Origin of the sequence: Actinomadura gamaensis, assembly GCF_042652125.1 — a bacterium.
GTDB lineage: Bacteria > Actinomycetota > Actinomycetes > Streptosporangiales > Streptosporangiaceae > Spirillospora > Spirillospora gamaensis.
The window spans coordinates 23,322-48,960 of record NZ_JBHSIT010000007.1 but is presented as its reverse complement, the minus strand read 5'-3'; the positions used below and the strand labels follow the sequence as shown (position 1 = coordinate 48,960).

Sequence of the window (25,639 nt, the reverse complement as noted above, 5' to 3'; positions counted from 1 at the left end):
CTTGGGTGGTGAGGACCGCGGCTGCCCGTGTTTCATCGGAGGACCCCCGTCCGTAATACCGGCACCTCTCCCGGATACTGCCGGGCCGCTTCCCCCGTCCGGCCCGTATACCGACGGTCACCCCGCCCGCCCGCCCTGTCCAGTCAATTGACCGCGACTGACCGGCGGCTGACCGGAAGTGGACATCCGTATTATCGCCGTCAACCCAGCCCATTGTCGGAACGTCCCAGGGCGGGTCGGCGGTCACTCGAAGGTCATTTCCTTCGTCCCTTCGGCGTAGCGCCCTTGCGCATTCCGGTGGGTGCGCGCCAGTAGCGCGGCGGGCACAGTCGCGGTATGCCCAAGGTCACCTTTCTCGGACATGCCGGAATCGCGGTGCACGCGAGGGCGTTCCGCCTGCTCGCCGACCCGTGGCTCGCTCCCACGGGCGCCTTCCTCGGGGCCTGGCACCAGTATCCGAGAAACGATCACCTCGACCTTCGGGAGTTGCTCTCCGCCGACTGGGTCGCGGTGTCGCACGAACATCTCGACCACTTCGACCCGTGGGTGGTCGAACGGCTTCCGGAGCGGACTCGAATCCTCATTCCCGGATATCCGGGTCCGGCCTTCCGGGAACGGATGCGAAGGGCCGCGGGTTCCCGTCAGGTCATTGAAGTGTCACCGTGGGAGAAATTCCCTTTGGACAATCGCGGCTCGTGGATCACCGCGATTCCCGAACTGTCGCCGATGTGCCATGACGCCGCATTTCTGGTCGTGGCGGACGGCCGCGCGGTGCTGCACGGCAACGACGCCCGGCTGACCGCCGCGCAGGCCCGCCGCGCCAAGCACCTGGCGGGCGGACGGCTCGACCTCATGGCGGTGCAGACGTCCGGCGCGTCCTGGCACCCGATCTGCTACGAGTACCCGCCGGAGGAGATGGCGCGGGTCGCGGCGGCCAAGCGGGTCGCCAAGCTGCGGGCGGCGCACCGGCTCGTCCGGCAGACGGCGCCGGAGCTGGCCGTCCCGTTCGCCGGGCCGCCGTGCTTCCTGGACGAGGAGGTCGCGCACCTCAACCGCGTCCTCGACCAGGAGACCGGCGCGTTCTGCGACCCCGAGGCGTCGGTGCGCTGGCTGCGCGAGCACCTGCCGGGCCAGGCGTTCGAGTACTTCCAGCCCGGCGACGCGATCGACCTCGGCACCGGCGAGATCACTCGCGATCCGGTCTCGGCGCGGTTCTCCTACGCCGACGCCGACCGGCCGGCGTACCTAAAACGGTACGCCGCCGACCGCGCGGAGCTGATCGCGGGCGTCCTGGCGTCCTATCCGGAGCCCGGCCCCGACCTGTTCGCGCGGTTCCGCGACCACTTCGGCCGGCTCGGCACGCTGAGCGACTACTTCCTCGAACGGATCGCGATGCTCGTCCGGTTCGAGGTCACCGGGCCGCACGGCGGGACGTGGGACGTGGACCTGCGGCCCGGCGGCGTCACCGTCGGCGAGGCCCGGCCGGACGTCCGGCCGCAGTACCGGATCACGGTCGCCGGACGCTGGCTGGACACCGTCCTGACCGGACGGCTCGCCTGGGAGGACCTGCTCATCTCGTTCCGGCTCAGCCTCTACCGCGACCCCGACGTCTACAACGACCACCTCGTCGGCCTGCTGAAGCACGCGAACGCGCAGGCCCTGCGCGCGGTCGAGGAGTACGAGACCGGACGGGACGAGTCGGAGCGCATCGTCGTCCGCTCCGGCGGCCGGTCCTTCGACATCCCGCGCTACTGCCCGCACGCGGGCGAGGACCTGTCCATCGGCGCGGTCGTCCGGGACGGGCGGATCCACTGCCTCGCGCACAACTTCGCCTTCGACCTCGCGACCGGGCAGTGCGTGAACGCGCGCGCGGCGAGCCTGGGCAGCCGTCCGCTCGACTGACCGGCCGCCTGCCCCGGCCGCCTGACCGTCGGCTGATCGCGCGACTGATCGGCCGCCTGCCCCGGCCGCCTGACCGTCGGCTGATCGCGCGACTGATCGGCCGCCTGCCCCGGCCGCCTGACCGTCGGCTGATCGCTCGGCTGGCCGGGCGGCCAACCGGCCGGCTGACCGGCGCGATCTGGTGGAACGTGGCAATGAGTGATCCGCGAATCCTGTAACGTTTCCCCTGCTTCACGGGGGTTGAGGGGAATTGCGGATGGGCCAGGGGAAGATCCGGCACGCGGTGGCGAAGGTCCGGCCGGTCGTGCGCAAGGTGCGCCGGGACCGCCGCCGCCAGGCCGTGGTGGTCGTCGTGTTCGCGCTGCTCGTCAGCGGTATGGAGCTGCTCGCGCTCAAGCTCGGCTCGTTCAACGTGCCGTTCGCCTGAGCGGCCGGAAGGTCCCGCTCAGCCGGAGCGGTGGCGCGCCTTCAGGATCGACTGGAGGTCGGCGGCGTCCGAGAGCGTCGGGCAGGCGTACTTGTCCTGGTGGCCCCAGGAGTAGGCGATCTCCAGCGGCGGGTTCGGGACGAGCCGGTCCCACCGCGCGAGGATGGCCTTGAACTGCCCGCTCGTCGGCATCCAGTACTGCTTGTCGCCGTCCGAGCAGCCCTGCCCGAACGTCTGCAGGACGGGCGCGACCGAATCGCGCGGAATTCCGGACTCGTCCGCCAGCCGCACCATCCGGTCGATCGCGCCGAGGTCGCAGTCCGCGCGCGGGCTGGTGCCGCCTTTGCACGGGTACGGGTCGAGTCCGACGACGTCCACGTTCAGCTTGGCGGGCGTCGCGTCCCGCATGGGCCAGTCGGTGAGCGACACGAACGCGATCTGGCCCGGCGCCTCCGCCTTGACCAGGTCGGCGCGGCGGCGGATCTCGCCGAGCACCTTCGGGCACTCGCCGGGGTTCGGCTCGTCCGAGAGGTACCAGCCGTACACGCGCGGATCGCGTCCGTACTTCCGCACGGCCGCCGCGAAGGCGTCGAAGGACATCGAGAAGGCGTCGCAGGTGAAGTTGCCGACCCAGAGCATCGCGCGCATCCCCGCCGGGATCCTCGCGAGCGCGGCGTCGTCCGGCTGGACGTCCACCAGGTCGAAGCCGAGATCCCTCAGCCGGGGGTAGTCGGCGGGCGCGGTGTTCAGCGCGATGCGGCGGGTCGCGACCTGCCGCGCCGCGGGCGTGCCGGGCGTGGCGGTGGGCCCCGCGTACGGCCGGTACTCGTCGGACGTGCGCGCCCGCACGGCGAACACGATCCCGGCGACCACCGCGATCGCCGCGACCACTGTCAGGATCTTGAACCTCACCGTCGCCTCACGCCGCATCCGGTGCATGGTCGCCGGCGCCGTCCCCGGCACCGTCCCCGGCACTGCCCCCGGCGGCACCCGCCTCGCGGACGGTGCCGTCCGGGGCGACCGCGAGCGGCGGGACGGTGAAGCCGAGGATGTGCCGGACGGTGTCCCACAGCGCGCGCAGCGTCGCCCGCACGGACGGGTCGCGCAGGTACACCGCGTCGACCGCGACCCGCGCCGGGACGATCCGCTCGATGTAGTTCACCACGTCCACCGTCTCGCCCGGCCCGAGCACGTCGAAGTCCCGGAACCGGACCTCCGAGACCCCGGTCAGCCCGGGCCGGTGGTCGAAGATCCAGCGCGTGTCCGGGCCGTAGCGGACGGCCAGGTCGTAGGTCTCCGGACGCGGCCCGACCAGCGTCATGTCGCCGCGCAGCACGTTCCACAGCTGCGGCAGCTCGTCCAGGGACCACTCGCGCAGCATCCGGCCGAGGCGGGTCAGCCGGGGGTCGGCGTTCGCGGTGACGGTGAGGCCGCCGGCGCCGGTCCGCATCGTCCGGAACTTCAGCATCGTGAACGGGCGCCCGCCCTGCCCGACGCGCGTCTGCCGGAACAGGCCGGGGCCGGGGCTCGACAGCCGCACCGCGCACCAGACCAGCGCGAGCGGGACGGCCAGGAACAGCAGGCCGAGCAGCGCGCCGCACACGTCCAGCGCCCGCCGCGCGCCGGAGGGCGGGACGCCGTCGGACGGGTCGACGGGGTGCACCGGAAGGTCGGTCATGACGGAGCCGCCTCCGCTTCGAGAGCGGTCCGGCCGCGGACGCGGGCGAACCAGAACAGCAGGACGAGGGTGGTCGTGGTGTAGGAGACCGCGGACGCGACGGCCGCGCCCGCCGCCCCGTACCGGGGGATGAGCAGCAGGTCGAGGCCGACCGTGACGGCGAGCCCGGCGGCCTGCGCGACGGAGGTGAGTCCGGGCCGTCCGACGCCGTACAGGTACGCCTGGAGCAGCCCGGACACGCCGAACGTGACGAGCCCGCAGAGCAGCAGGTAGGTCGGGTCGCGCGCGCCGTCGAACGCCGACCCGAACACCCGCGGCAGGACGGTCCCGGTGAGCAGCGCGAGCGGCAGCGCGGCGAGCGCCGACACCGCGAGCGCGGGCGCGATCAGCCGCCGCGTCCGCTCGGCCGCGACGTCCCGCGCCTCCTTCGCGAAGTCGGGGTACAGCACGTAGTTCATCGCGAGGCCGGGCAGCTGGACGAGCTCGGCGAACTTCGAGGCGACCGTGTAGACGCCGAGCACCGACGGCCCGGCCATCGCGCCGAGGAAGGCGACGTCCAGGCGGAGGTTCAGCAGGTCCACGAGCTGCCCGAGCTGGCCGCGCAGGCCGAACCCGGCGATCTCGCGGCCGAGGGCGGCCGACGGGCGTCCCCAGCCGGCGAAGAAGCCGCGCCGGGCGAGGCGGCGCGCGATCCACGCGGCGGCGGCGACGTCGGCGAGGACGAGCGCGGTGATCAGCGCGCCCGGCCCGTACCAGAGGCCGAGCATCCCGACGTAGAACGGCAGGAACACGAACTCCTCGACGGTGATCGCCAGGCTCGCGCCGCGCAGGTCGCCGGTGCCCTGGAGCAGTCCCTTCCCGACCGACACGAACCCCTGCGTGAAGGACGGGACGGCCGCGGCGAGCGCGATCCAGAAACCGAACGACCGGAAGAACAGGACGTAGATGCCGGGGGACAGGACGAGCCACGCGACGCCGCCGACCACCGCGCCGCCGGCCGTCAGCCACGCCACGGTCGGCCGCACGCGCCGCTGGTCGTACTGGTCACCGGCCAGGTAGTAGGGCGCGGCGCCCATCAGACCGGCGTTGGAGAGCTGGCAGACCATGCCCGGCAGGATCCGGACGAGCGTCAGCGCGCCCACGAGCTCCGGCCCGCCGATCCGCGCGACGAGGATCGTGGCGATGCCGAGCGAGGCCAGCGCGCCGAGCCGTCCGGCCATGTTGCCCGCGACCAGCGCGACCAGCCGTCCGCGCAGCCCGCTCCCGCTGCTGCTTCCGTTCTCATTCCGGCTGCCGCTTCCGCGTTCGTGGACGGCGGTCATGAGCGGACCTCCTGACGGCGGCCGTAGAGGTCCACGGCCGCGATCAGGCCGAAGAACGCCCAGCCGTGCCGGTAGTGCAGGGTCTGGTAGAACAGCGCCGACACCAGGAACACCACGACCAGCGCCCCGAACAGCTCGGGATGCGGGACGAGGTCGGCGTACTCGCGGTCCAGCGCGCCGCGCCGCGCGATCCGGACGCACCGCAGCAGCAGGACGAACACGAGCGTGACCACCGCGACGCCGCCGAGGAACCCGCGCTCCAGCACGGCCGCGATGTAGTCGTTGTGCGCCTCCCGCACGTAGGAGTACTGCTCGTCGTAGCTGTGCCGCCTGACCTCGTTCGGCCCGATCCCGAACGGATGGCGCTGCTCGCGCAGCATCGTGAGGGTCGTGTTGAGGACGGTCCCGCGAGACTCGGTGCTCTCGCCGGTCGTCCGGCCGATCGAGTCGCGCAGGATCGGCGCGGTATCCCCGACCTGCTCGACGAGCGTGCCCACGTTGACCTGCGACAGGACGGCGACCGTCCCGCCGCTGAGCAGGACCGCGAGCGCGCCGGCCGCGACCGCGTAGTGCGCCTTGCCGTCCCGGACGAGCCGCCACAGGTACCCGACGACGAGCGCGACGACCAGCGCGAGCGCCCCGCCGTTCGAGCCGGTCAGGAACTCGGCGGTCAGCAGGACCGCGCAGACCGTCCAGCGCGCGCCCTTCCGGCGCGGCACCTGAGCGGCGCGCGCGATGAAGAAGACGCAGATGAACCAGTTGGACGCGTAGTTGGCGTCGCCGAAGGTGAACATGGCGCGGGCGCCGTCCACCTGCTTGCCGGACAGCGCCTCGATGCCCGCCGCCATCCCGGCGATCTCCAGGACGGCGTACAGCGTGCCCAGGTAGACGTAGGCGCGCAGCGCGATCCGCGTCATGCCGGGTTCCTGGCAGAGCGTCGCGATGCATACCGCCCACAGCAGGACGAAGACGTCCTTGATGAGCGGCAGCGCGCCCGCGCCGTCGTTCACGACCGACGCGATCGTCCCGGCGAGGACGGCGAGCAGCGTCGGCACGAGGAACGGCCAGTGCACGGGCCTGCGCTGGGACGTCGCCCAGAGCAGCGTCGTGCCGGTCAGGAGCACGAGCAGCACGTCCGGGATCGCGGTGTTGCCCGGACCGGGGCCCATGCCGAACGGCATCAGCATCGGCAGCGACGCGATCGACAGCACGAGGACGACCGCCGTCACGCGGACGCGCCGCCGCCCTCGCGGAGACGACCCCACCTCCGGTGCGGCGACGTCGGGCGCGGTCGTGAGCATCGTCGTCACCGCTGGTAGGGACGCTTCGAGGTGCCCCGGTACGTCTCGTCCAGGACGGTGCCGAGGTAGGCGGGGGAGAACCAGTCGCCGACGCGCCCGCGCGCCCGCTCGGCCATCCGCGCGGCGGCGACCGGATCGTCCAGCAGCGCGGCGGCGGCGACCGCGAGACCGTGCGGATCCTGCGGCCGGACGAGCATCCCCGACTCGCCCGCCAGCACGAGATCCTGGTTGGACGGCACGGCCGTCGCGACCAGCGGGATCCCGGCCGCGATCGCCTCGACCAGGACGCACGGCAGGCCCTCCCAGCGGGACGCCATCGCCATCACGTCGAACGCGGGCAGCAGCTCCGGCACGTCGTCGCGGTGGCCGAGCCAGCGCATCCGGTGGGTGAGGCCGAGCGCGGCCGTCAGCTTCTCCACCTCGCCCGCCATCGGGCCACCGCCGATCCAGAGCCCGAACACGTCGTCCGGAAGCTCGGCGAGCGCCCGGACGAAGATCTCCGGCCCCTTCTGGAACTGGAGCCGCCCGACCGACCCGACGACCTTCACGCCGAGCGGCAGGTCCAGCCGCCTTCGCGCGCGCGCCCGCGCGCCGGACGACGCGGCGGCCTCGAACGCCGACACGTCCACGGCGGGCCATGACAGCCGCACCCGCTCGGGCGTCGCGAGACCCAGGCGCAGCGCGGTCGTGACCGTCTCCGACCCGATCGCGAGGAACGCGTCGGTGTGCTTCGCCGCGGCACGTTCCAGCCGTATGTACACCGCCCGGCGCAGCCGCGACTGGAACTCGTTGAACGGGAACCCGTGCCAGGTGTGCACGATGCGCGGCACCCCGGCGCGCGCCGCCGCGATCCGCCCGATCACGCCGCCCTTCGCGCTGTGCGTGTGGACGACGTCGTACCGTCCCTCGGCGAGGACGGTCGTGAGCGTGCGCAGCGCGGCGAGGTCGTCGCGCGGCGAGATCTGCGGGACCAGCGGCCGGACCTGCGTGATCTCCATTCCCGCCGCGAACGCGCGCGGCGTCAGGTCCCCGGCGGCGGCGTTCTCCACGGCCGCCTCGCCGTGCAGGACGTCCACGTCCGACACGGCGGCCTCGCTGTCCATGCCGACGCCGCCGGTGATGACGGCCCGCTCGTACCGGTCGGGGTCCAGCGCGAGCGCGCCGTTCAGCGCCACGTTCCCCGCGCCGCCGTTGAACCGCGTGATCACCGTGGCGACCCGCAGCTTCCGCCCCGCGTCCCGCGCCGTCTCCCGCGCTCTGTGCTGCGCAGCCTTCCGCGTTGTGTCCCGCGCTCTGTGCTGCGCCGCCTCCCGCGACCTGTCCCGCGCCGCCTCCTGCGTGGTGTCCCGCGTCTCGTTCTGCGCTGTGTGCTCGGCTGCGTTGCGCGGTGTGTCCTGTGGCGTGTTCATGGCGCACCCCTTCACAGGCCGGGCGGGTCGGCCGGCGATCCCGGCTCGCGCGAGCGGGCCGCGGCGGACGGCTCGGGCCGCCGCGCCGGGTGGTACTCGGGCAGCAGCCGGCGCAGGATCCGCCGCACGGCCGCGGCGTCGTCCGCGTCCGCCGCGTCGCCGAGCTCGTCCAGCAGGGCGGGCAGGCCGGCGGCGGGCGGCGGCACGGGCCGGGTCGCCCAGATCTTGGGGTGCGCGGTGCGCAGCCGCGCCTCGCAGTCCGCGAACGGCTTCTCGGCGAGCTTCTCGCCCGGCCCGAGACCGCAGAACCGGATCGTCACCTCGGGCAGCCGGAGCTGCTCGGCGTACCGGTGCACCAGCTCGACCACCGGCACCGGACGGCCCATGTCCAGCACGAACGTCTCGGCCTCCTCGGCGAGCGCGGCGGCCTCCAGGAGCAGGCCGGCGGCCTCCCCGGCGGTCATGAAGTGCCGCGCCACCTCCGGATGGGTGATCGTCACGGTCTCCCCGGCGGCGATCCGGTCGGCGAGCAGGCCGAGCAGCCGCCCGCGCGGGCCGAGCACGTTCCCGATCCGGACGGCCGCGAAGAGCGTCGGCCCGCCCGCCGCCGCCTGGAGCAGGAACTCGCCGAGCCGCATCGTCGCGCCGAACACCGAGGTCGGGTCGGCGGCCTTGTCGGACGACACGAACACCAGGTGCCGCGCGCCGTGCAGGACCGCGCCGTCCACCACGTTCCGCAGCCCGAGCACGTTGTCGGCGACGCCCCGGCACGGGTCCCGCTCGACCTGCGGCAGGTCGTGCCGTCCGGCGGCGTGGAAGACCAGGTCGGGGCGGGCGGCGGCCATCAGCGCCGCCACCGCCGGGCCGTGCCGGACGTCGGCGGGCGCGGCGACCACCCGGGCCGCCGGCAGCCGCGCGGTCATCTCGTGCCGCAGCCGCGCCAGCCCGGACGCGTCGATGTCCACCAGCGTCAGCGTCGCCGGGTCGAGCCGCTTCAGCCCGTGGCACAGGGCCGAGCCGACCGTCCCGCACGCGCCGGTCACCAGCACCCGGCGGTCCCGGACGAGCCGTCGCGCGCGCGGGCCGGTCACCGCGACCTCGTCCCGGCCGAGGAGCGTCGCGAGCGGCGTCGCGAGGGGCGCCGCCTCCCCGGCGGCCTGCCGCGCCGCCGGTTCCGGCGCGGCCTTCGGCCTCGTCCTGGACCGTCCGGGAAACCATCGCACGGCTAGCCCGCCAGCGCCGTCCGGCGGCGCAGCGCGCCGGCCAGGGTGGTGACGACCCGCTCCTGCCGGTCCGCGCCGAGGCCCGGGAACAGCGGCAGCGACAGCAGCTCCTCGGCGACCCGGTCGGTCACCGGCACCGACGCGCACTCGTCCGGGCCGAGCAGCGCCCGGTAGGCGGTCATGTGGCTGACCGGGACGAAGTGCACCGACGTCCCGACACCCGCCTCGGTCAGCTCCGCGATCAGCGCGTCCCGGTCCGGGACGCGGACCTGGTAGAGGTGCCAGGCGTGCGTGAGACCGTCGAGGTCCCGCTGCGGCAGGACGAGGCCGGGCAGCCCGCCGAGCGCCTCGTCGTACCGCCGGACGAGGTCGGCGCGCTCGTCCTGCCAGCCGGGCAGCGCGCCGAGCTGCGCCCGCCCGATCGTCGCCTGGATGTCGGTCATGTTCGCCTTGAGGCCGACGTTCCGCACGTCGTAGCGCCAGCTTCCGCCGGGCAGGTAGCGCTTCCAGGAGTCCTTGCTCATGCCGTGCAGCCGCGTCGAGCGGATCCGGTCGGCGAACTCCGGGTCGTTCGTCGCGACCGCGCCGCCCTCGCCGATCGGCATGTTCTTGGTGGCGTAGAAGCTGAAGCACGCCGCGTGCGAGTCCGCGCCGACCGGCACGCCGCCGCGCGCCGCGCCCGGTCCGTGCGCCGCGTCCTCGACGACGCGCGTCCGGTCGAGCCCGGCCGCGCGGGCCAGCGCCGCGACGTCCACGGGATATCCGCCCTGGTTCTGCGTGACCATCGCCCGGGGCCTCGTCCGGGCGGCGGCCCTCGCGACGGTCTCGGCGGACGGCACGAGCGTGTCCTCGTCCACGTCCACCAGCACCGGCCGCAGCCCCGCGTGCAGGATCGCGTTGACCGCGCCGCAGAACGTCAGGCTCGGCGTGAGCACCGGCGCGCCCGGCGGCAGGCCGAGCGCCCGCAGGCTCAGCTCCAGCGCCGCCGTGCAGGACGCGACGGCGACCACCGTCTCGGCGCCGAGGAAGGCGGCGAGGTCCCGCTCGAACTCGGCGACCTGCGGGCCGGTGGTCACCCAGCCCGAGGTCAGCGTCTCGGTCACCCGCTCGGCCACGCCGTCCGCGAAGGACGGGACGGCGAACGGCACCCGCTCCCGGCCCATACCGCTACCCCCTGATCTTCCGGCTGGTCGCGACGACCCCGAGCAGCGGCCAGCCGGACGCGGCGACCAGGTCGCGCACCGACTCCAGGCCCGCGACGGGCGTCACCGGCCCGGCCACCGCGACCACCCCGAACCGCTCGTCGGCGGCGGGATCGACGTCCTCGAACGCGTGCACCAGCGTGAGCGAGCGCAGCTCCACCGGCTGGGTGACCTCGGTCGGCGAGGCGGTCTCGCCCGAGTCGCGGGTCAGGACGGCCCGTCCGCCGGCCCGGACGACCGACGTGGACGGCGGCTCGTCCGGCGGCGGCGCGACCTGTGCCTTCCCTCCGCCACCGGAGCCCTCGCCGTTCTCGGTGCCGCCGTCACCTTCGCCGCTGTCGCCGTTCCCTTCGCCGCCGTCCTCGTCGGCGCGGGAGTGGCTCTTGCCGTTCAAGGCGCTCCTGGCCGGTTCGGGCTCGGGGGCCGGGCGGGGCACGATGCGCGTCTGGTCGCCGTACACCGCCTCGGCGACCTGCGACACCAGCTCGGCGGGCAGGTGCCCGCCCGCCGCCGGCACGACGGTCACCTGAGCGACCCCGGCCTTCCGCGCCGCCAGCCGGACCGTCCGGCCGAGCGCCGCCGTCTCGGCGGGGGAGCGGTCCAGCCACCCCAGCAGAGGGACGCCCAGCCTGCGCGCCACCCGGCGCTGCCCCGGCACGGTCGGCCGGACCAGCTCCGCCAGGACGGCCAGCAGGATGCCCAGCACCAGCCCGCCGAGCCCCGCGACGACCGCCGTCATCACGGTCGGGTCGCTCTTCGGGGCGAGGATCGCGGGCTGCGCGACCGAGGCGTTCCCGGCGTTGGCGAGCTGCGTCTGGAGCTCGGTCCGGTTCGTCCGCAGGTCGGTGAGCTGCGAGGTGATCCGGTCGTAGGAGGTGCTGCCGGGCGAGGCGTCCGCCTGCTGCCGGGTGAGCGTGCCGATCTGCTGGTTCACCTGGCCGAGCTGGGCCTGGATCGCGCCCTGGTTGGAGGTGTTGATCTCGGCGACGGCCTCGTCCGCGATCGCCCGCGCCAGCTTCAGCGCGACCGCCGCGTCCCGGTCCTTGACGGTCAGCTCGACCACGGTGGACGTGCCGAGCCCCTTCGCCGTGATCTGCTTGGCGACCTTGTCGGGGGTGCGCGCGAGATGCCCGTCCCTGATCACCTTCGCGAGCAGGTCGTGCCCGGTGGCGAACGCCTTGGCCGTGCTGACCGCCGCGCTCACCCCGTTGTCCCCGGCCGCGCCGGCGGCGGCGCCGCCCGGCACCACGATCCGGGCCTGCGCGGCGCTGGGCTGCGCCCGCCCGCTCATCAGCGCGAACACCGCCAGCAGCGGCACCAGGGTCGTGACCAGCAGCAACGCCCAGTAGGTGCGGATCACCCGGGCGGCGACCTCGTCGATCTCCACGGCAACGGCCCCCTCGGCTGAACTGACACCGCGAGCGTAGAAAGGCCGCATAGAGATCGAATCGCCCACAAAGACGACCCGGCTACGTCGTTTGCGGGTCAGCGCCGCGCCGGTGCCGGAAAGGCGCCGGTCAGTGCCGGGTCAGGCCGGGTCGGTGCCGGTTCAGTGCTCCTCGGACGGGCGCATCCCGGCCCGCATCGCGAGCGTGATCGCCTCCAGCGCCGAGTGCAGGTCGAGCTTCGCCAGCAGGTTCTGCGTGTGGGTGCGGACGGTGTTGGCGGACAGCCCGAGCCGTCCGGCGATCTCCGCGCGGTTCAGGCCGTCCACCATGCACTGGAGGACCTCGCGCTCGCGCGGCGTGAGGTCGGCGAGCAGCCGGTCCGCGCCGTCCGGCTCGGCCTGCCCGGACAGCAGCCGCCGCAGCACGTCGCCGAGCAGCTCGGGCGGGATCCAGCCGCCGCGCCGCGCCGCGTGCCGGACGACGTCCGCGACCCGCTCGGCCCGCTCGGTCTTCGACAGGAAGCCGACCGCGCCGCGCCGCACGCAGCGCACGATCGTGTCCACGCCCTCGGCGGCGGTCAGCACGACGACGCGCACGTCGGGATGGCGCTCGCGCAGCCGGGACAGCACCTCCAGGCCGTTCTCGGGGCCGAGGTCCAGATCGAGCAGCACGACGTGCGGGCGCTCGGTGGCGGCCAGCGACAGCGCTTGCCGCCCGGACGCCGCGACGGGCAGGACGACCAGGTCCGGTTCGCGCCCGAGCCGGGCCGACAGCGCCTCGGCGAACAGCGCGTGGTCGTCCACGATGAGGACGCGGGTGGGCTGCATCCCGCCACCATCACCGGTACCCGGCGGTAGGGAATCCCGCAAACGCTGTAGACCCGCGTCCGGCTACGGACACGCCCGCGGGTGTCGCGCGCGGGCGCGCGAGGGCGCGGGAGGCCGCGCGAGGGCGTGGGAGGCCGCGGGCGCGGAAGTCGCGGGAGGGCGCGGGCGGGCGCGGGCGCGGGAGTCGGGCGCGCGAGCGCGGGCGGTTCCGCGTGCGCATGCGCGTGTGCCCGCGGACGCCGCGCGAAACGCGCGGGTTGGCATCGGTCCGGTGCCGGTCAGTTGGTAAACGCGGCGTTGACCTTGTGCGGTGCCTTGCGGATTCTGTCCGTACCGAGCCACGGGGAGCAAGAGATCGGTAAGGGGAAGTCACAGTGAAGGTCCTGATCACAGGGGGCGCGGGGTTCATCGGAAGCACCATCGCGTCGGCCTTCGCCGAGCGCGGCGTCACGCCCGTCGTGCTCGACAGCCTGGTCACCGGCCGGCCGGAGTTCACCGCCGGAAAGATCTTCTACCAGGGCGACATCGGGGACGGCGCGCTGGTGGACCGCATCTTCGCCGAGCATCCCGACCTGGTCGCCGCGGTGCACTGCGCGGCGCTGATCGTGGTGCCGGACTCCATGAGCGACCCGTCCCGCTACTACCGCGTCAACCTCACCCGCACCCTGGAGTTCGCCGAGCACCTCCGACGCAACCGCTGCGACCGGATGGTGTTCGCGTCCACGGCGGGCATGTACCGCCCGTCCCCGGATCTCTCGGTCACCGAGGCGTCCGAACTCGACCCGCAGAACCCCTACACGCGCTCCAAGGCGATGGCGGAGGCCGCGCTGCGCGACCTCGCGGCGGCCTACGGGCTGCGCGTCGTCTCGCTGCGCTACCTCAATCCGATCGGGGCGGACCCGAGGATGCGCACCGGCCTCCAGTCGAGCCGGCCGACCCACGCGCTCGGCAAGATGATCGAGTCCTACGAGTCGGGCGTCCCGTTCCGGATCACGGGCGTGGACTGGCCGACCCGCGACGGCACGGCGATCCGCGACTACATTCACGTGTGGGACATCGCGCGCGCGTTCGCCATCGCCGTGGAACGTTTCGACGCGATCGTCCCGCCCGCGCGTCCGGCCGGGGCGCCGCCCGGCTACCAGGTCGTCAACCTCGGCACCGGGGACGGCACGACCGTCCGGGAGCTGGTCGACGCGTTCCGCGAGGTCGTCGGCGACGGGTTCGCCGTGGAGGAGGCCCCGGCGCGTCCGGGCGACGTGGTGGGCGCGTTCGTCGATCCGGCCAAGGCGTGGGAGGTCCTGCGCTGGAGGCCCGAGTACACGATCGGCGACGCCATCCGGCACTCGCTCCAGTGGGCCGAGCGCCGCCGCGCGCTGGACGTGGTCGCCTAGCCTCCGCCGAGCGCGCCTCCGCCGAGCGCGCCTCCGCCGAGCGCGCCTCCGCCGAGCGCGCCTCCGCCTAGCGCGCCTCCGCCTAGCGCGCCTCCGCCTAGCGCGTCGGCGCCGAAGAGGGGCTCGAACAGGGCGCGGTAGTCGGGGCCGCGCCGCAGGTGGTGGCCGCCGTCGACGTCGATGACCTGGCCGGTGATCCAGGACGATTCGGGCCCGGCCAGGAAGCTCGCGGCCGCCGCGACGTCCTCCGGGTCGCCGACCCGGGAGATCGGCATGCAGGCGAGGTAGTCGTCCAGGACGGGACCGGGGCCGGCGATGCCCGCGACCAGCTCGGTGCGGACGAGCCCCGGCCGGATCCCGTTGACGCGGACGCCCGCGGCGCCCAGCTCGTCGGCCGCTCCCCGGACGAGCTGGTCGACCGCCGCCTTGGACGGCCCGTACGCCCCGAACCAGCGGTGCGTGGTGGACGCGGCGATGGACGATATCGCCACGAACGACCCGCCTCCGTTTCGGGCCATGTGCCGCGCCGCGTGCTTGAGCGTCAGCATCGTCCCGGTCGCGTTCAGCTCGAACGTCTCGCGCCACGCGGCGGCGTCGAGGTCCTGGACCGGTCCGATCGAGGTCGAGCCGCCCGCGCTGTGCACGACCGCCTTCAGCGGCGCGTCCCCGGCCGCCGCCGCGACCGCCCGCTCGACCTGCTCCTCGTCGGTGACGTCCGCGACCACGTAGGGCAGGCCGCTCGCCTTGAGCTTCGCCTCGGTGCGCCCGCAGACCGTGACCCGCGCGCCGTCGGCGGCCAGCCGCCGCGCGCAGGCGAGCCCGATCCCGCTGCCACCGCCCGTGACCAGCGCGGACGTTCCCGACAGTGAACCCACGATCGCCTCCCGAGCACGGACGCCGGTCGATGCGGCGCCGGTCCAGGCTAGCGACCCAACCAAGCAATTGGTAGGTCGCCGGTGGCCGGACCGCGGGAAGATGGGGGTCCCCCTCGACCGGGCAGGAGGAGCCATGCGGGATCTCCAGGGACGGGTCGCCGTCGTCACGGGCGCGGCCAGCGGCATCGGACGCGCCCTCGCCGAACGCCTCGCCGCCGAGGGCATGCGCCTCGCCCTCGCCGACATCGAGGAGAAGCCGCTGGACGACGTCCGGCGGTCCCTCGGCGACCGGGACGCGCGCGTCCTCGCCGAGGTCGTGGACGTCGGCGACGAGCGCGCCGTCCACGCCTTCGCCGACCGCGTGTTCGCCGAGTACGGGACCGTCCACCTGCTGTGCAACAACGCCGGAGTGTTCACCGGCGGCCGGATCTGGTCGCGCCCGACCTCCGACTTCGCCTGGGCGCTGCGGGTGAACCTCTGGGGCGTCCTGTACGGCATCCAGGCGTTCGTCCCGCGGATGATCGACGGCGGGGACGAGGGGCACGTCGTCACGACCTCGTCCGTCGCCGGGCTGTTCGCCGCCCCGTTCACCGGCCCCTACACGATCTCCAAGACCGCCGCCTACGCCGCCACCGAGTGCCTCGCGCACGAGCTGGCCGTCTCCGGCTCCCGGCTGCGCGCCTCGGTGCTGTGCCCGGGCGGCGTCGCCACCCGCATCCACCACTCCGGACGCAACCGGCCCCCGGACGCGCCCGCCGAGCCGTCCGAGGACCAGGCGTTCGTCGACCAGATCATCGCCGACACCGTCGCGGGCGGCATGGCGCCCGAACTCGTCGCGGAGCGCGTCGTCCGGGCCGTCCGGGACGAGGAGTTCCTCATCCTGACCCACGACGTCTACCGCCCGAGCCTCGCCGACCGCGCCGCGGCCCTCGCCGCCGGACGCCTGCCCGACCTGCCCGACCACGAGTTCCGCGACTGAGGGTCTCGATTCGAACGCGGCCCCGGTGGCGGACCCGGATCTGCGGGACAATGGGGACGTCGATCGAGGAGGCGCGTTGAGCGGCAGTGCGAGTGGCGGCGTGCGGATCACCGTCACCAGGACGTTGACGAAGGATCAGCAGGCCCGCCGGGAGCGACTGCTCGAGGCGGCCCGCGAGCTGGCGGACGAGGGCGGCTACCAGGCCGTCACCATGCACGACGTCGCCGACCGCGCCGGGGTCGCCCGCGCCACGGTGTACCGGTACTTCGCCACCAAGGACCACCTGCTCACCGAGGTCGCGGCGACCTGGGCGCACCGGGTCACCGCCGACATCGACGCGCTCGCTGTCGGCGACACCCCGATCGAGCGGCTCACCTCGCTGCTGGAGCGCATCGTGGAGGTCGCGGCGGGGGAGCTGACCCTGACCTCGGCCATCATCCAGGCGGTGACCTCGGACGACCCGTCCGTCGAGGACGCCCGCACGGTGCTGTTCCTGTTCGTCCGGGACCGGCTGTCCGCCGCGATCGGCGACCCCGTCCCCGACCGGGACGCCGTGGAGATCGTCCTCGGGCACACGCTGCTGGCCGCCCTCGTGGCGCTCACCTCGCTGCGGCGTCCGTTGGAGGAGGTGACGTACATGGTCCGCACGTCCGGCCGGCTCGTCCTCGCCGGAGCGTTCGCCTCCGAGACGCAGGCCGCTCCGTAAAACCTCCTCGCTCCTGCCACACGACGCGAGCCGGTCCAGCCACACGACCCGAGTCGGTTCTACGACGCGACGCGAGTTTGTTCTGCAACGCGACGCGAGCCGGTTCTACGACGCGACCTGTGCTGGTCCTGTCGCGCGCACCTGTGCTGATCCTGTTAAGCGCACCTGAGTTGGTCCTGTTACGCGCGCACGAGTTGGTCCTGTCGCGCGCGCACGAGGCGTCCTACGGTGCCGGGATGAGCAACCCCTGGCTGTTCCTGCTGGCGGCGACGACGCTGATCGCCATCCCCGGCCCGAACCACCTGTACATCGTCACGCGCAGCGTCGCCGACGGACGGCGCGCCGGGATCGTCTCCGCGCTGGGCGTGGAATGCGCGACGCTCCTGCACGTGGGCCTCGCGGCGGCCGGGCTGTCGGCGCTGATCGCCGCGTCCGCGACCGCCTTCGCCGTCCTGCGCTACGCGGGCGCGGCCTACCTGGTGTACCTCGCGGTGCGCACGCTCCGCTCTCGCGAGTCGCTCGACGAGGTGCGCGTCGCGCCCGCGCCGCTGCGCCGCGTCTTCCTGGACGGCCTGCTCGTCAACCTCTTCAACCCGAAGGTCGTGCTGTTCTTCCTGGCCTTCCTGCCGCAGTTCGTGGACCGCGGAGCCGGGGCCGTCCCGCTCCAGATCGCCGTCATGGGCCTCACCGTCGGCGCGATCGGCCTGGTCAGCGACGTCGTGTACGCCGTCGCGGCCGGCTCGATCGGCGGCTGGCTGCGCGCCCGCCCGGTCTTCCGCCGCCGCCAGCGCTACGCCACCGGCCTCATCTACCTCGGCCTGGGCGCGGTGGCCGCCTTCGCCGCCCCGTCCGCCCGCACCCGCTGACCCGACCCACCCGAACGCCGACCCACCCGAACGCGCGGTGACCCCGAGCGCGGGGTGAGCCGAGCGCAAGGGCAGCCGAGCGCGGGGTGACCCCGAGCGCGGGGTCAGCCGAGACGGGTCAGGCGGTCCAGGAGGGACGGCTTGCTCAGCGGACGATCCAGGCTCAGCGGGACGCGCGTCGCGCCCGCCGTCAGCGTGCCGACCTTCGCGTTCTGCGGGGCGGTGCCGGGCGGGGCGCCCGCGACGCCGAACGGGACGGTCAGGCCCGGCCAGCCGACCACGGTGACCGGCTTGGCCGCGCGCAGCGGAGCACCGCCGCCGAGCCCGTCGTCCACCCGCGCGACCCGGCTCCCGGACGGCGCGACCGTCGCGGCGACCAGCGCGTTCTCCGCGGCCGCGACCAGCGGCTGCGCGGCGTTGATCGCGCCGATCGCGCTCGGCGACGGCTGGTTCATCACCGCGCCGAGGATCAGCGTCTCCACCCCGCCGACCTGCTTGCGCGCGGCGAACACGAAGTTGCCGCCCGCCTTGTCGGTGTAGCCGGTCTTGCCGCCGACCACGCCGTACTGGCCGAGCAGGATGTTGCCCGCGTTGCGCGGCTTGCCGCCGCCGTCCGGCACGAACTGGCGCTGCGCGACCGACTCGGCGAACCCGGGCAGCCGCATCGCCGCGCGCAGCAGCTTGACCTGGTCGGCGGCCGTGCTGACGGTCGCCGAGTCGTAGCCGCTGGGGTCGGTGTAGGTCGTGCTGGTCATGCCGAGCGACCGCGCGGCCTCGTTCATCTTCACGACGAACGCCTGGTCCGAACCCGCGTCCCAGCGGGCCAGCTCGTGCGCGACGTCGTTCGCGGAGATGATGAGCAGCGCCTCCAGCGCCTTGCGCTCGGTGAACTGCTGGTTGGGCGTGATGCCGAGCAGTGACTCGCCGCGCGCCTTGCGCCCCGCGACCTCGGACGCGCCCTGCGGCGTCACCGTGAACGTCGGCCCGTTCTCGCCGCTGCGCAGCGCCTTGTCCCGCAGGATGACGTACGCGGTCATCACCTTGGCGACGCTCGCCGTCGGCGTCGGGGTCGACGCCCCGGACGACCCCATCGTGCCGAGGCCGTCCACGTACACGGTCGCCTGCCCGGCCTTCGGCCACGGCAGCACGGGCTTCTGCCCGCCGAAGGTGTGGCTGGAGGACCCCATGGCCAGCTCCAGCGACGGCTCCGGCACCGGCCGGACGAGCTGCCCGGCCACCACCCCGGCCACCAGCACGAGGACGGCCACCAGCCCGATCACGAGCCCCCGCCGTCCCCGCTTCGGCTCCTCCTCGTACGAGGGCCCGTCCGCCCGAGGCCCGGTCGCCCGAGGCCCGGTCGCCCGCGGCCCCGCCGCCTGAGGCCCAACCGCCCCCGGCCCCGCCGCCGCGTGAGGTCCGCCCGCCCGGGGCTGGACGCCCACCGGGAGCTGCGAAGGATTCAGCGGCGCGTCCATCCGCGTCGCATCGCCGTCCCATGCCTGCGCCTGGGCCTGAGCCCGCGCCTCGGCCTGGGCCTGAGCACTGAACCGAGGCACGATCGCCCGCTCCACCGGCGGCGCCGTCCCGGCCCACTGCTGTCCGCCGGCCTGAGGCGCCCCCTGCTGCGTCCCGCCAACCTGAGGGGCGGCCTGATGCTGCCCGCTGGCCTGCGGATTCGCACGGTACTGTCCGCTGTCACGAGGCGCACCCTGCTGCGGCCCGCCCGCCTGGTACACGGGCTGCTGCCCACTCGCACGCGACGCGTCCCACTGCGGCGCCCCGCCCGCCGGCGGCCCAGCGCGATGCTGCCCACTTCCGCCGCCCTGCGCGCCCTGCTGCGCCCCGCCCGCCTGCGGCGTGGCGCGATGCTGACCGCTCGCACTGGAAATGTCCTGCTGCGACCCGCTCGCCGGGGGCTCGGCGCGATGCCGGCTCACGCGCTGCGCGTCCTGCTGCGGAGCGCCCGCTTGAGGCGCGGCGCGATGCTGCCCGCTAGCGCTCGGCGCGTCCTGCTGCGGCTCGCTCGGCTGCGGCGCAGCGAGGGGTTGGGCGCTGATACGCGGCGTGTTCTGCTGCGGACCGCTCGGCTCTGGCGCGGCGCGGTGCTGGCCGCTTCCGCGCGGCGCGTCCTGCTGCGCCTCTCCTGCTTGCGCCGCGGCGCGGTGCTGTCCGCTCGCGCGCTGCGCGTTCTGCTGCGGAGCGCTCGGCTCTGGCGCGGCGCGGTGCTGGCCGCTTCCGCGCGGCGCGTCCTGCTGCGCCCCTTCCGCTTGCGGTGCGGCGCGGTGCTGTTCGCTCGCGCGCTGCGTGTTCTGCTGCGGAGCGCTTCTCTGGGGCGTGGCGCGGTGCTGCCCGCTGGCGTTCGGTGCGTCCTTCTGGGACACGCTCGCCTGTGGCTCGGCGCGATGCTGGCTCACGCGCGGCGCGTCCTGCTGCGGACCGCTCGGCTCTGGCGCGGCGCGGTGCTGAGCGCTCTCGCGCTGAGTGTCTTGTTGCGGCTCGCTCGGTTGCGGTGCGGCGGCGTCTTGCTGGGAGGTGTCCGGGTGGGACGGGTGGGAGCCGCTGGTGTGGGGGGTGGTCGGATGCGGGCCGCTGGTGCGGGGGGCGTCCTCCGCGGGAGCGTTCTGGTTCGCGGAAGGGACGGCCGGGAGCTTGTCCTCGACGGTCGGGGACGCGGAGCGGAAGGGTTCGGCGCGTTCGGGGGCCGAGACCGTCCACTGACCGGACGACCTGGACGCCTGCACCGGGTGCGCGCCCGACTCCTCAGAGTCGCCTTCGCGGTCGGCGGCGTCCTCGGTGCCGGCATCCTCGGAGTCCCGGGCCGGGTGCGCGGGCACGGCGAACTCGATGGTCTCCGACCTGGCCGGCTCGGTGTCGTCCGGCCGGTTCTGGGCGTCGTCCGTCACGCCGCGTCCTCCTGCTCGCCCCGGTGCCACTGGAGAGCGCGCCACTGGCCGGAACCCCCGTGCGAGTCCCCGCGCTCCACTGGAAAGATGCGCAGGTTATCCGGAAAGTTCACTTCGTTATCAATTGGTGATCTTGAAAGCGCGAACTCCCCGGGGCCCGGACGGCAAGACACCGGCGAGAACGAGGCCCCTACTTCCGGGAAGGCCGTGGTGTCCACGATGACCGCACCGCCCGCCGTGACGGCGGACGACGCGGAACTGATCCGCCGGTCGCACGACGACCCGGAGGCGTTCGCCGTGTTGTTCGACCGGTACTCCGGGATGCTGTACCGCTACGTGTCCCGCCGCCTCGGCCCCGAGACCGCCGAAGACCTGGTGGGGGACACCTTCCTCGCCGCGTTCGGCGGACGGCACCGCTACGACCCGGCCCAGCCGGACGCGCGGCCGTGGCTGTTCGGCATCGTCACCAAGATCATGGCGCGGCACCACCGCCGCGAGGCCGCGCACTACCGGGCGCTGCGCCGCAGCCCCGTGGACGGCCCGGACGACGGCCCCGCCGAGCGGGTCGCGGCGGGCGTGGCCGCCTGGGAGTCGCGCACGGCGCTCGCCGAGGCGCTGGCCGCGCTGCCCCGCCGGGACCGGGACGTCCTGCTGCTGGTGGCGTGGGGCGACCTGTCCTACGAGGAGGTCGCGCGCGCCCTCTCGATTCCCGTCGGCACCGTCCGGTCGCGGCTGAACCGGGCCCGCCGCAAGGTCCGCGCCGCGCTCGGCGGCGTGGACCCGACCGCCGTCGATCCGGCCGCTGAGGAGGGCTGAGCCGTGGACGACCTCTCGAAGCTGCGCGACCTCGGCCGCGCCCTCGAACACGACCCGCCGCCGTCGCTGGCCCGCCAGCGGTCCCGGCTGACCGACGCCGCGCGCGCCCCGCGCCGCCGCCGGCGTCCGCGCGGCTGGACGGCCCTGGCCCTCGCCGCCTGCGCGGTCGCGGCGCTGCTGCTCGTCCCGGCGGCCATGCTCCGCCCCACCGGCGACCGCGAGCAGACCGCGAACGGCCCCAGCCGGATCGACAACCGGCCGCTCACCCTGCTCCTGCTCGGTTCCGACTCGCGCGGCGCGGCGCAGGACAAGCGCTACGGGGCGCGCTCGGACACGATGGTGCTGATCAGGCTGCCCGCCGACCGCAAGCGCGTGACCGTGGTGAGCCTGCCGCGCGACCTGCTCGTCCAGCGGCCGTCGTGCCGCCGCGCGGACGGCAAGACGGTCCCGGCCGCCATGGGGCAGATCAACGCGGCCTACACGGAGGGCGGCGTCCCCTGCGCGATCAAAACGGTGGAGGCGGTCACCAAGGTGCGCGTCGACCAGTCGGTGGTCGTCGATTTCCAGGGTTTCAGCCGCATGGTGGACGCCCTGGGCGGCGTGACGATCGCCCTCCCGAAGTCCGTGAACGACGGCGCGTCGGGCCTCCACCTGAGTGCGGGCAGGCACAAGGTCGACGGCAAGGTCGCCCTCGCGTACGCGCGCGTCCGGCACGGCATGAACGACGGCTCGGACCTCGCGCGCATCAAGCGTCAGCAAAGCCTCATGGCCGAACTGTCGCGCGAGGCCGTCAGCGCGATGCACAACGATCCGGTCCGGTTCGTCAGGTTTCTCAACGCGTCCTTGGGCTCGCTGAAGACCTTGCCCGGCCTTGACCTCGCGAGCATGAAGGCACTGGCCGAGAGCCTCAGGCGCACGGATCCGTCCGAGGCGCGCTACCTGACCCTCCCGAACCGGCCGGCCGCCTCGGACCCGAACCGGCTCGAAGTGGACGAGGCCCGGGCGTCCCGGGCGCTCGCCCCCTTCCGGTGATTCAGAGGACGGACAGCAGCCGCTCGATCTCCTCCTCGTCGTTGTAGTAGTGCACGGAGGCCCGGACGACCGCTTCCTCGGCGTCCGGGTCGTATCCGTGCCCGCGCGGCTCGCTGACGTTCACGTTGACGTCCCGTGCGCGCGCGGCCTTCACGATCTCCGCGGGCGTGCGGCCGTCCACGGTGAAGGTGACGATCCCGGCGCGCAGCACGCCCCGGTCGTGGACGGTCACGCCCGGCCTGGACGCCAGTTCCGCGCGCAGGCGGGACGCCAGCACGTCGATGCGCGCCGTGATGGCGTCGATCCCCAGCCGCGTCGCGTAGTCGGCGGCGACGCCGAGCCCGATCTGCCCGGCGACGTACCGCTCCCAGGTCTCGTACCGCCGCGCGTCGGGACGGATCTCGTAGCGGTCGGGCGCATGCCAGTCCGCTGCGGCGTTGTCGAGGAACGGGGGCTCGATCTCGGACAGGACGTCCCGCCGCGCGTAGAGGAAGCCGGTGCCGCGCGGCCCGCGCAGGTACTTGCGGCCGGTGGACGACAGCAGGTCGCAGCCGATCTCGCCGACGTCCACCGGGAGCTGCCCGACCGACTGGCAGGCGTCCAGCAGGAACAGCGCTCCCGCCGCCCGGCACAGCCGCCCGACGTCGGCGACCGGGTTGACCAGCCCGTTGGACGTCGGGACGTGGTTCAGCGAGACGAGCCGCACCCCGCCACGGCGCAGCTCGGTGTCCAGAGCGTCGAGGTCGATCGTGCCGTCCGGTCCGTCCGGGACGACGTCCACCCGGACGCCGCGCTGCCGGTAGGCGATCGCATTGGACGAGTACTCGCTCGTCGTCGTCAGGACGCGCTCGCCCGGAGCGAACCTGATCCCGTAGAACGCCATGTCCCACGCGCGGGTCGCGTTCTCCACATAGGCGATCTCGTCGCGCCGCGCTCCGATCAGCCCGGCCACCGCGTCGTAGAACCGTTCGATCGCGGCCTGGTTCTCTTCGGCGGCCTCGTAGCCGCCGGTCATGGCCTCCAGTTCGAGATGCTGCGCCACGGCCTCGATGACCGGGGACGGCGGCAGGGCCGCGCCGGCGTTGTTGAGGTGCGCCACGCGCGCGCATCCGGGCGTCTCATGACGGACTTTCGCGACATCGATCTCCATGGGTCGGACCGTACCCGCGCGGGAATGCCGGACCCCTCGGGTCGTGCCCGCGCGGGAATGTCGGACCCCTCGGGCAGAGTGGTGCCGCGGCCGGAGTTGACCTCAAGCTTCGTTGAGGTTCCAGGATGGGTCTCCGACGCATCTCGACGACTCGACCCCGGGGCGGACGCACATGGACATGGAAGTGACCGCGTGGCACTCGCTGCACCACGCGATGAACGCGAAGGACGAACGCCGGTCGTTCTCGCGGGCGACGCTGCGCCGCATCGGCGCGTTCGCCCGCCCGCACGCCCGGCGGCTGGCCGGGTTCCTCGCCGTCAGCGTGGTGCTCGCGGTGATCGCCGTGGTGACGCCCGTGCTCGCCGGACGGGTCGTCAACGCCATCGTCGGGCACCGGCCGGCCGGCGTGGTGGTCGGGCTGGCGGTGCTGATCGCCGGGCTCGCGCTCGCCGAGGGCGGTCTCGGCCTGCTCAACCGGTGGCTGTCGGCGCGCATCGGCGAGGGCCTCATCCTCGACCTGCGCACCGCCGTGTTCGACCACGTGCAGCGCATGCCGGTCGCGTTCTTCACCCGCACCCGCACCGGCGCGCTCGTCAGCCGCCTCAACAACGACGTCATCGGCGCGCAGCGCGCGTTCTCCGACACGCTGTCCGGCGTGGTCAGCAACCTGGTGACGCTGCTGCTCACGCTCGCCGTCATGGTCAGCATCTCCTGGCAGGTCACGCTGCTCGCGCTCGTCCTGCTGCCGGTGTTCGTGCTGCCCGCGCGGCGGATGGGCCGCCGCCTCGCCGGGCTGCGCCGCGAGGCCGCCGCCAACGACGCGGCCATGTCCACGCAGATGACCGAGCGGTTCTCCGCGCCCGGCGCGACCCTGGTCAAGCTGTTCGGACGGCCCGCCCGCGAGTCCGCCGAGTTCGCCGTCCGGGCCCGCCGGGTGCACGACATCGGCGTCCGCACGGCCATGCTCCAGCACGTCTTCATCACGTCCCTGACGGTCGTCTCGGCGCTCGCGCTGGCCCTGGTCTACGGCCTCGGCGGGTACCTCTCGCTGCGCCACCAGCTCGACGCGGGCGCGGTCGTCGCGCTCGCCCTGCTGCTCACCCGCCTCTACGCGCCGCTCACCGCGCTCGCCGGCGCCCGCCTGGAGATCATGAGCGCGCTGGTCAGCTTCGAGCGCGTCTTCGAGGTGCTCGACCTGGAGCCGCTGGTCAAGGAGAAGCCGGACGCGCGGCCCGCGCCCGAGGGACCCGTCTCGGTCGAGTTCGACCACGTCCGGTTCGGCTACCCGTCCGCCGACAAGGTGTCGCTCGCCTCGCTGGAGGAGGTCGCCGCCCTCGACGCGCGCGGCGGGGTCGAGGTCCTGCACGACGTGTCGTTCCGCGCCGAGCCCGGCCAGATGGTCGCGCTGGTCGGGTCGTCCGGCGCGGGCAAGTCCACGATCGCGCAGCTCCTGCCGCGCCTGTACGACGTGGACGAGGGCGCCGTGCGGCTCGGCGGCGAGGACGTGCGCGACCTGTCCTTCGACGCGATCCGCGACACGCTCGGCATGGTCACCCAGGACGGGCACCTGTTCCACGACTCGATCCGCGAGAACCTGCTGCTCGCCCGTCCCGAGGCCGGCGAGGACGAGCTGTGGGACGTGCTGCGCCGCGCCCGCCTCGACGACCTGATCCGCTCGCTCCCGGACGGCCTCGACACCGTCGTCGGCGAGCGCGGCTACCGCCTCTCCGGCGGCGAGCGCCAGCGGCTCACCATCGCCCGCCTGCTCCTCGCCCGCCCGCGCGTGGTGATCCTGGACGAGGCGACCGCGCACCTCGACTCCACCTCCGAGGCCGCCGTCCAGGAGGCCCTCGCCGAGGCGCTCGACGGCCGCACGTCGATCATCATCGCGCACCGGCTGTCCACGATCCGCGCGGCCGACCAGATCCTCGTCGTCGAGGCCGGCCGCGTCGTCGAGCGCGGCACCCACGACTCCCTGCTCGCCGAAGGAGGCCGCTACGCCGAGCTGTACGAGACCCAGTTCGCCGACCAGTCGCCGACCGTACCGCCCGCGGCGGCCGTGCCCGCCGTGCCCGCCGTGCCCGCCGTCTAGGAGGCCCTCGCCTGACCGCACCTCGATGACCGGGCGGCGCCCCGCGAGCCGCGCCGCCCGCAGCGGATCCGGTCCGTTCCACTTCCCTGGGGACGGGCCGGATCCGAAGAGCGTCCGCCCGGGACCGTGCGAGATAGCCCGAGACCCGGG

Annotated in this window: 22 protein-coding genes and 1 pseudogene; 10 read left to right on the top strand and 13 right to left on the bottom strand. The window is 74.0% G+C overall.

What is annotated here, in order from left to right:
• Positions 1-243: 243 nt before the first annotated feature.
• Positions 244-534, bottom strand: a complete 291-nt coding sequence (locus tag ACFPCY_RS23500; RefSeq protein WP_378258534.1) for a hypothetical protein — start codon at positions 532-534, stop codon at positions 244-246.
• 144 nt (positions 535-678) lie between these two features.
• Here ACFPCY_RS23500 and ACFPCY_RS23495 point away from each other — a divergent pair, with 144 nt between their 5' ends.
• Together ACFPCY_RS23495 and ACFPCY_RS23490 are read left to right on the top strand one after the other, a co-directional pair.
• Positions 679-1,902 (top strand): Rieske (2Fe-2S) protein, encoded by a 1,224-nt coding sequence (locus ACFPCY_RS23495; RefSeq protein ID WP_378258532.1) that lies wholly within the window; start codon positions 679-681, stop codon positions 1,900-1,902.
• Positions 1,903-2,158: 256 nt separating this feature from the next.
• Positions 2,159-2,329, top strand: coding sequence for a hypothetical protein (locus tag ACFPCY_RS23490; RefSeq protein WP_378258530.1), 171 nt, complete (start codon positions 2,159-2,161; stop codon positions 2,327-2,329).
• Positions 2,330-2,347: 18 nt separating this feature from the next.
• Here the strand turns inward: ACFPCY_RS23490 and ACFPCY_RS23485 are convergent, their stop codons facing one another.
• From ACFPCY_RS23485 to ACFPCY_RS23445, 9 genes are all read right to left on the bottom strand, one after another.
• Positions 2,348-3,259, bottom strand: coding sequence for a hypothetical protein (locus ACFPCY_RS23485; RefSeq protein ID WP_378258528.1), 912 nt, complete (start codon positions 3,257-3,259; stop codon positions 2,348-2,350).
• Entirely contained in the window at positions 3,249-4,007 is a 759-nt protein-coding gene (locus tag ACFPCY_RS23480) for a sugar transferase (protein ID WP_378258526.1), read from the bottom strand. Before ACFPCY_RS23480 ends, ACFPCY_RS23485 begins: the two co-directional genes overlap by 11 nt.
• Entirely contained in the window at positions 4,004-5,329 is a 1,326-nt protein-coding gene (locus ACFPCY_RS23475; RefSeq protein ID WP_378258525.1) for a lipopolysaccharide biosynthesis protein, read from the bottom strand. The genes ACFPCY_RS23480 and ACFPCY_RS23475 overlap by 4 nt, the downstream gene beginning before the upstream one ends.
• Entirely contained in the window at positions 5,326-6,630 is a 1,305-nt protein-coding gene (locus ACFPCY_RS23470; protein WP_378258523.1) for an O-antigen ligase family protein, read from the bottom strand. Before ACFPCY_RS23470 ends, ACFPCY_RS23475 begins: the two co-directional genes overlap by 4 nt.
• Positions 6,631-6,635: 5 nt before the next feature.
• On the bottom strand, positions 6,636-8,039 hold the full coding sequence (locus ACFPCY_RS23465; RefSeq protein WP_378258521.1) for a glycosyltransferase: 1,404 nt from the start codon (positions 8,037-8,039) through the stop codon (positions 6,636-6,638).
• Positions 8,040-8,050: 11 nt separating this feature from the next.
• A complete protein-coding gene (locus tag ACFPCY_RS23460) occupies positions 8,051-9,262 on the bottom strand; it encodes a polysaccharide biosynthesis protein (protein ID WP_378258519.1) in 1,212 nt (403 codons plus the stop codon).
• A gap of 2 nt (positions 9,263-9,264) precedes the next feature.
• Complete coding sequence (locus ACFPCY_RS23455) at positions 9,265-10,425, bottom strand: DegT/DnrJ/EryC1/StrS family aminotransferase (protein ID WP_378258517.1); 1,161 nt, start codon at positions 10,423-10,425, stop codon at positions 9,265-9,267.
• Between the two features lie 4 nt (positions 10,426-10,429).
• Positions 10,430-11,851 carry a GumC domain-containing protein gene (locus tag ACFPCY_RS23450; RefSeq protein WP_378258515.1) on the bottom strand — a complete coding sequence of 474 codons (1,422 nt, stop codon included), beginning with the start codon at positions 11,849-11,851 and terminating at the stop codon, positions 10,430-10,432.
• Positions 11,852-12,013: 162 nt separating this feature from the next.
• The gene (locus ACFPCY_RS23445; RefSeq protein ID WP_378258513.1) at positions 12,014-12,679 is read right to left on the bottom strand and encodes a response regulator; all 666 of its coding nucleotides are present in this window, start codon (positions 12,677-12,679) and stop codon (positions 12,014-12,016) included.
• 374 nt (positions 12,680-13,053) lie between these two features.
• Here ACFPCY_RS23445 and galE point away from each other — a divergent pair, with 374 nt between their 5' ends.
• Together galE and ACFPCY_RS23435 are read left to right on the top strand one after the other, a co-directional pair.
• Positions 13,054-14,070: a UDP-glucose 4-epimerase GalE gene (gene galE / locus ACFPCY_RS23440; RefSeq protein ID WP_378258511.1), complete on the top strand. Its 1,017-nt coding sequence runs from the start codon at positions 13,054-13,056 to the stop codon at positions 14,068-14,070.
• Positions 13,955-14,254, top strand: coding sequence for a pentapeptide repeat-containing protein (locus ACFPCY_RS23435; protein ID WP_378259352.1), 300 nt, complete (start codon positions 13,955-13,957; stop codon positions 14,252-14,254). The genes galE and ACFPCY_RS23435 overlap by 116 nt, the downstream gene beginning before the upstream one ends.
• On the opposite strand, the pseudogene ACFPCY_RS23430 reads toward ACFPCY_RS23435, so the two are convergent.
• Positions 14,175-15,080: pseudogene (locus ACFPCY_RS23430) on the bottom strand (SDR family oxidoreductase); the annotation flags it as partial. The gene ACFPCY_RS23435 and the pseudogene ACFPCY_RS23430 overlap by 80 nt on opposite strands.
• Here ACFPCY_RS23430 and ACFPCY_RS23425 point away from each other — a divergent pair.
• The 3 genes from ACFPCY_RS23425 (at position 15,079) to ACFPCY_RS23415 (ending at position 17,496) form a co-directional block, all read left to right on the top strand.
• On the top strand, positions 15,079-15,924 hold the full coding sequence (locus ACFPCY_RS23425; protein ID WP_378258509.1) for an SDR family NAD(P)-dependent oxidoreductase: 846 nt from the start codon (positions 15,079-15,081) through the stop codon (positions 15,922-15,924). The pseudogene ACFPCY_RS23430 and the gene ACFPCY_RS23425 sit on opposite strands and share 2 nt — an antisense overlap.
• A 76-nt stretch (positions 15,925-16,000) precedes the next feature.
• On the top strand, positions 16,001-16,630 hold the full coding sequence (locus ACFPCY_RS23420; protein WP_378258507.1) for a TetR/AcrR family transcriptional regulator: 630 nt from the start codon (positions 16,001-16,003) through the stop codon (positions 16,628-16,630).
• Positions 16,631-16,866: 236 nt separating this feature from the next.
• On the top strand, positions 16,867-17,496 hold the full coding sequence (locus tag ACFPCY_RS23415; protein WP_378258505.1) for a LysE family translocator: 630 nt from the start codon (positions 16,867-16,869) through the stop codon (positions 17,494-17,496).
• Between the two features lie 104 nt (positions 17,497-17,600).
• On the opposite strand, the gene ACFPCY_RS23410 is transcribed toward ACFPCY_RS23415, so the two are convergent.
• Positions 17,601-20,399, bottom strand: a complete 2,799-nt coding sequence (locus ACFPCY_RS23410) for a D-alanyl-D-alanine carboxypeptidase (RefSeq protein ID WP_378258503.1) — start codon at positions 20,397-20,399, stop codon at positions 17,601-17,603.
• Between the two features lie 219 nt (positions 20,400-20,618).
• Between ACFPCY_RS23410 and ACFPCY_RS23405 the strand changes: the two genes are divergently transcribed.
• Together ACFPCY_RS23405 and ACFPCY_RS23400 are read left to right on the top strand one after the other, a co-directional pair.
• Positions 20,619-21,215, top strand: a complete 597-nt coding sequence (locus ACFPCY_RS23405; protein ID WP_378258501.1) for an RNA polymerase sigma factor — start codon at positions 20,619-20,621, stop codon at positions 21,213-21,215.
• A gap of 3 nt (positions 21,216-21,218) precedes the next feature.
• Positions 21,219-22,247, top strand: coding sequence for an LCP family protein (locus ACFPCY_RS23400; RefSeq protein ID WP_378258499.1), 1,029 nt, complete (start codon positions 21,219-21,221; stop codon positions 22,245-22,247).
• A gap of 1 nt (position 22,248) precedes the next feature.
• Here ACFPCY_RS23400 and ACFPCY_RS23395 read toward each other — a convergent pair whose 3' ends face one another.
• Positions 22,249-23,397 (bottom strand): aminotransferase class V-fold PLP-dependent enzyme, encoded by a 1,149-nt coding sequence (locus ACFPCY_RS23395; RefSeq protein WP_378258498.1) that lies wholly within the window; start codon positions 23,395-23,397, stop codon positions 22,249-22,251.
• A gap of 172 nt (positions 23,398-23,569) precedes the next feature.
• On the opposite strand from ACFPCY_RS23395, the gene ACFPCY_RS23390 reads away from it, so the two are divergent.
• Positions 23,570-25,489, top strand: a complete 1,920-nt coding sequence (locus ACFPCY_RS23390) for an ABC transporter ATP-binding protein (RefSeq protein ID WP_378258496.1) — start codon at positions 23,570-23,572, stop codon at positions 25,487-25,489.
• The last annotated feature ends 150 nt before the right edge of the window (positions 25,490-25,639 follow it).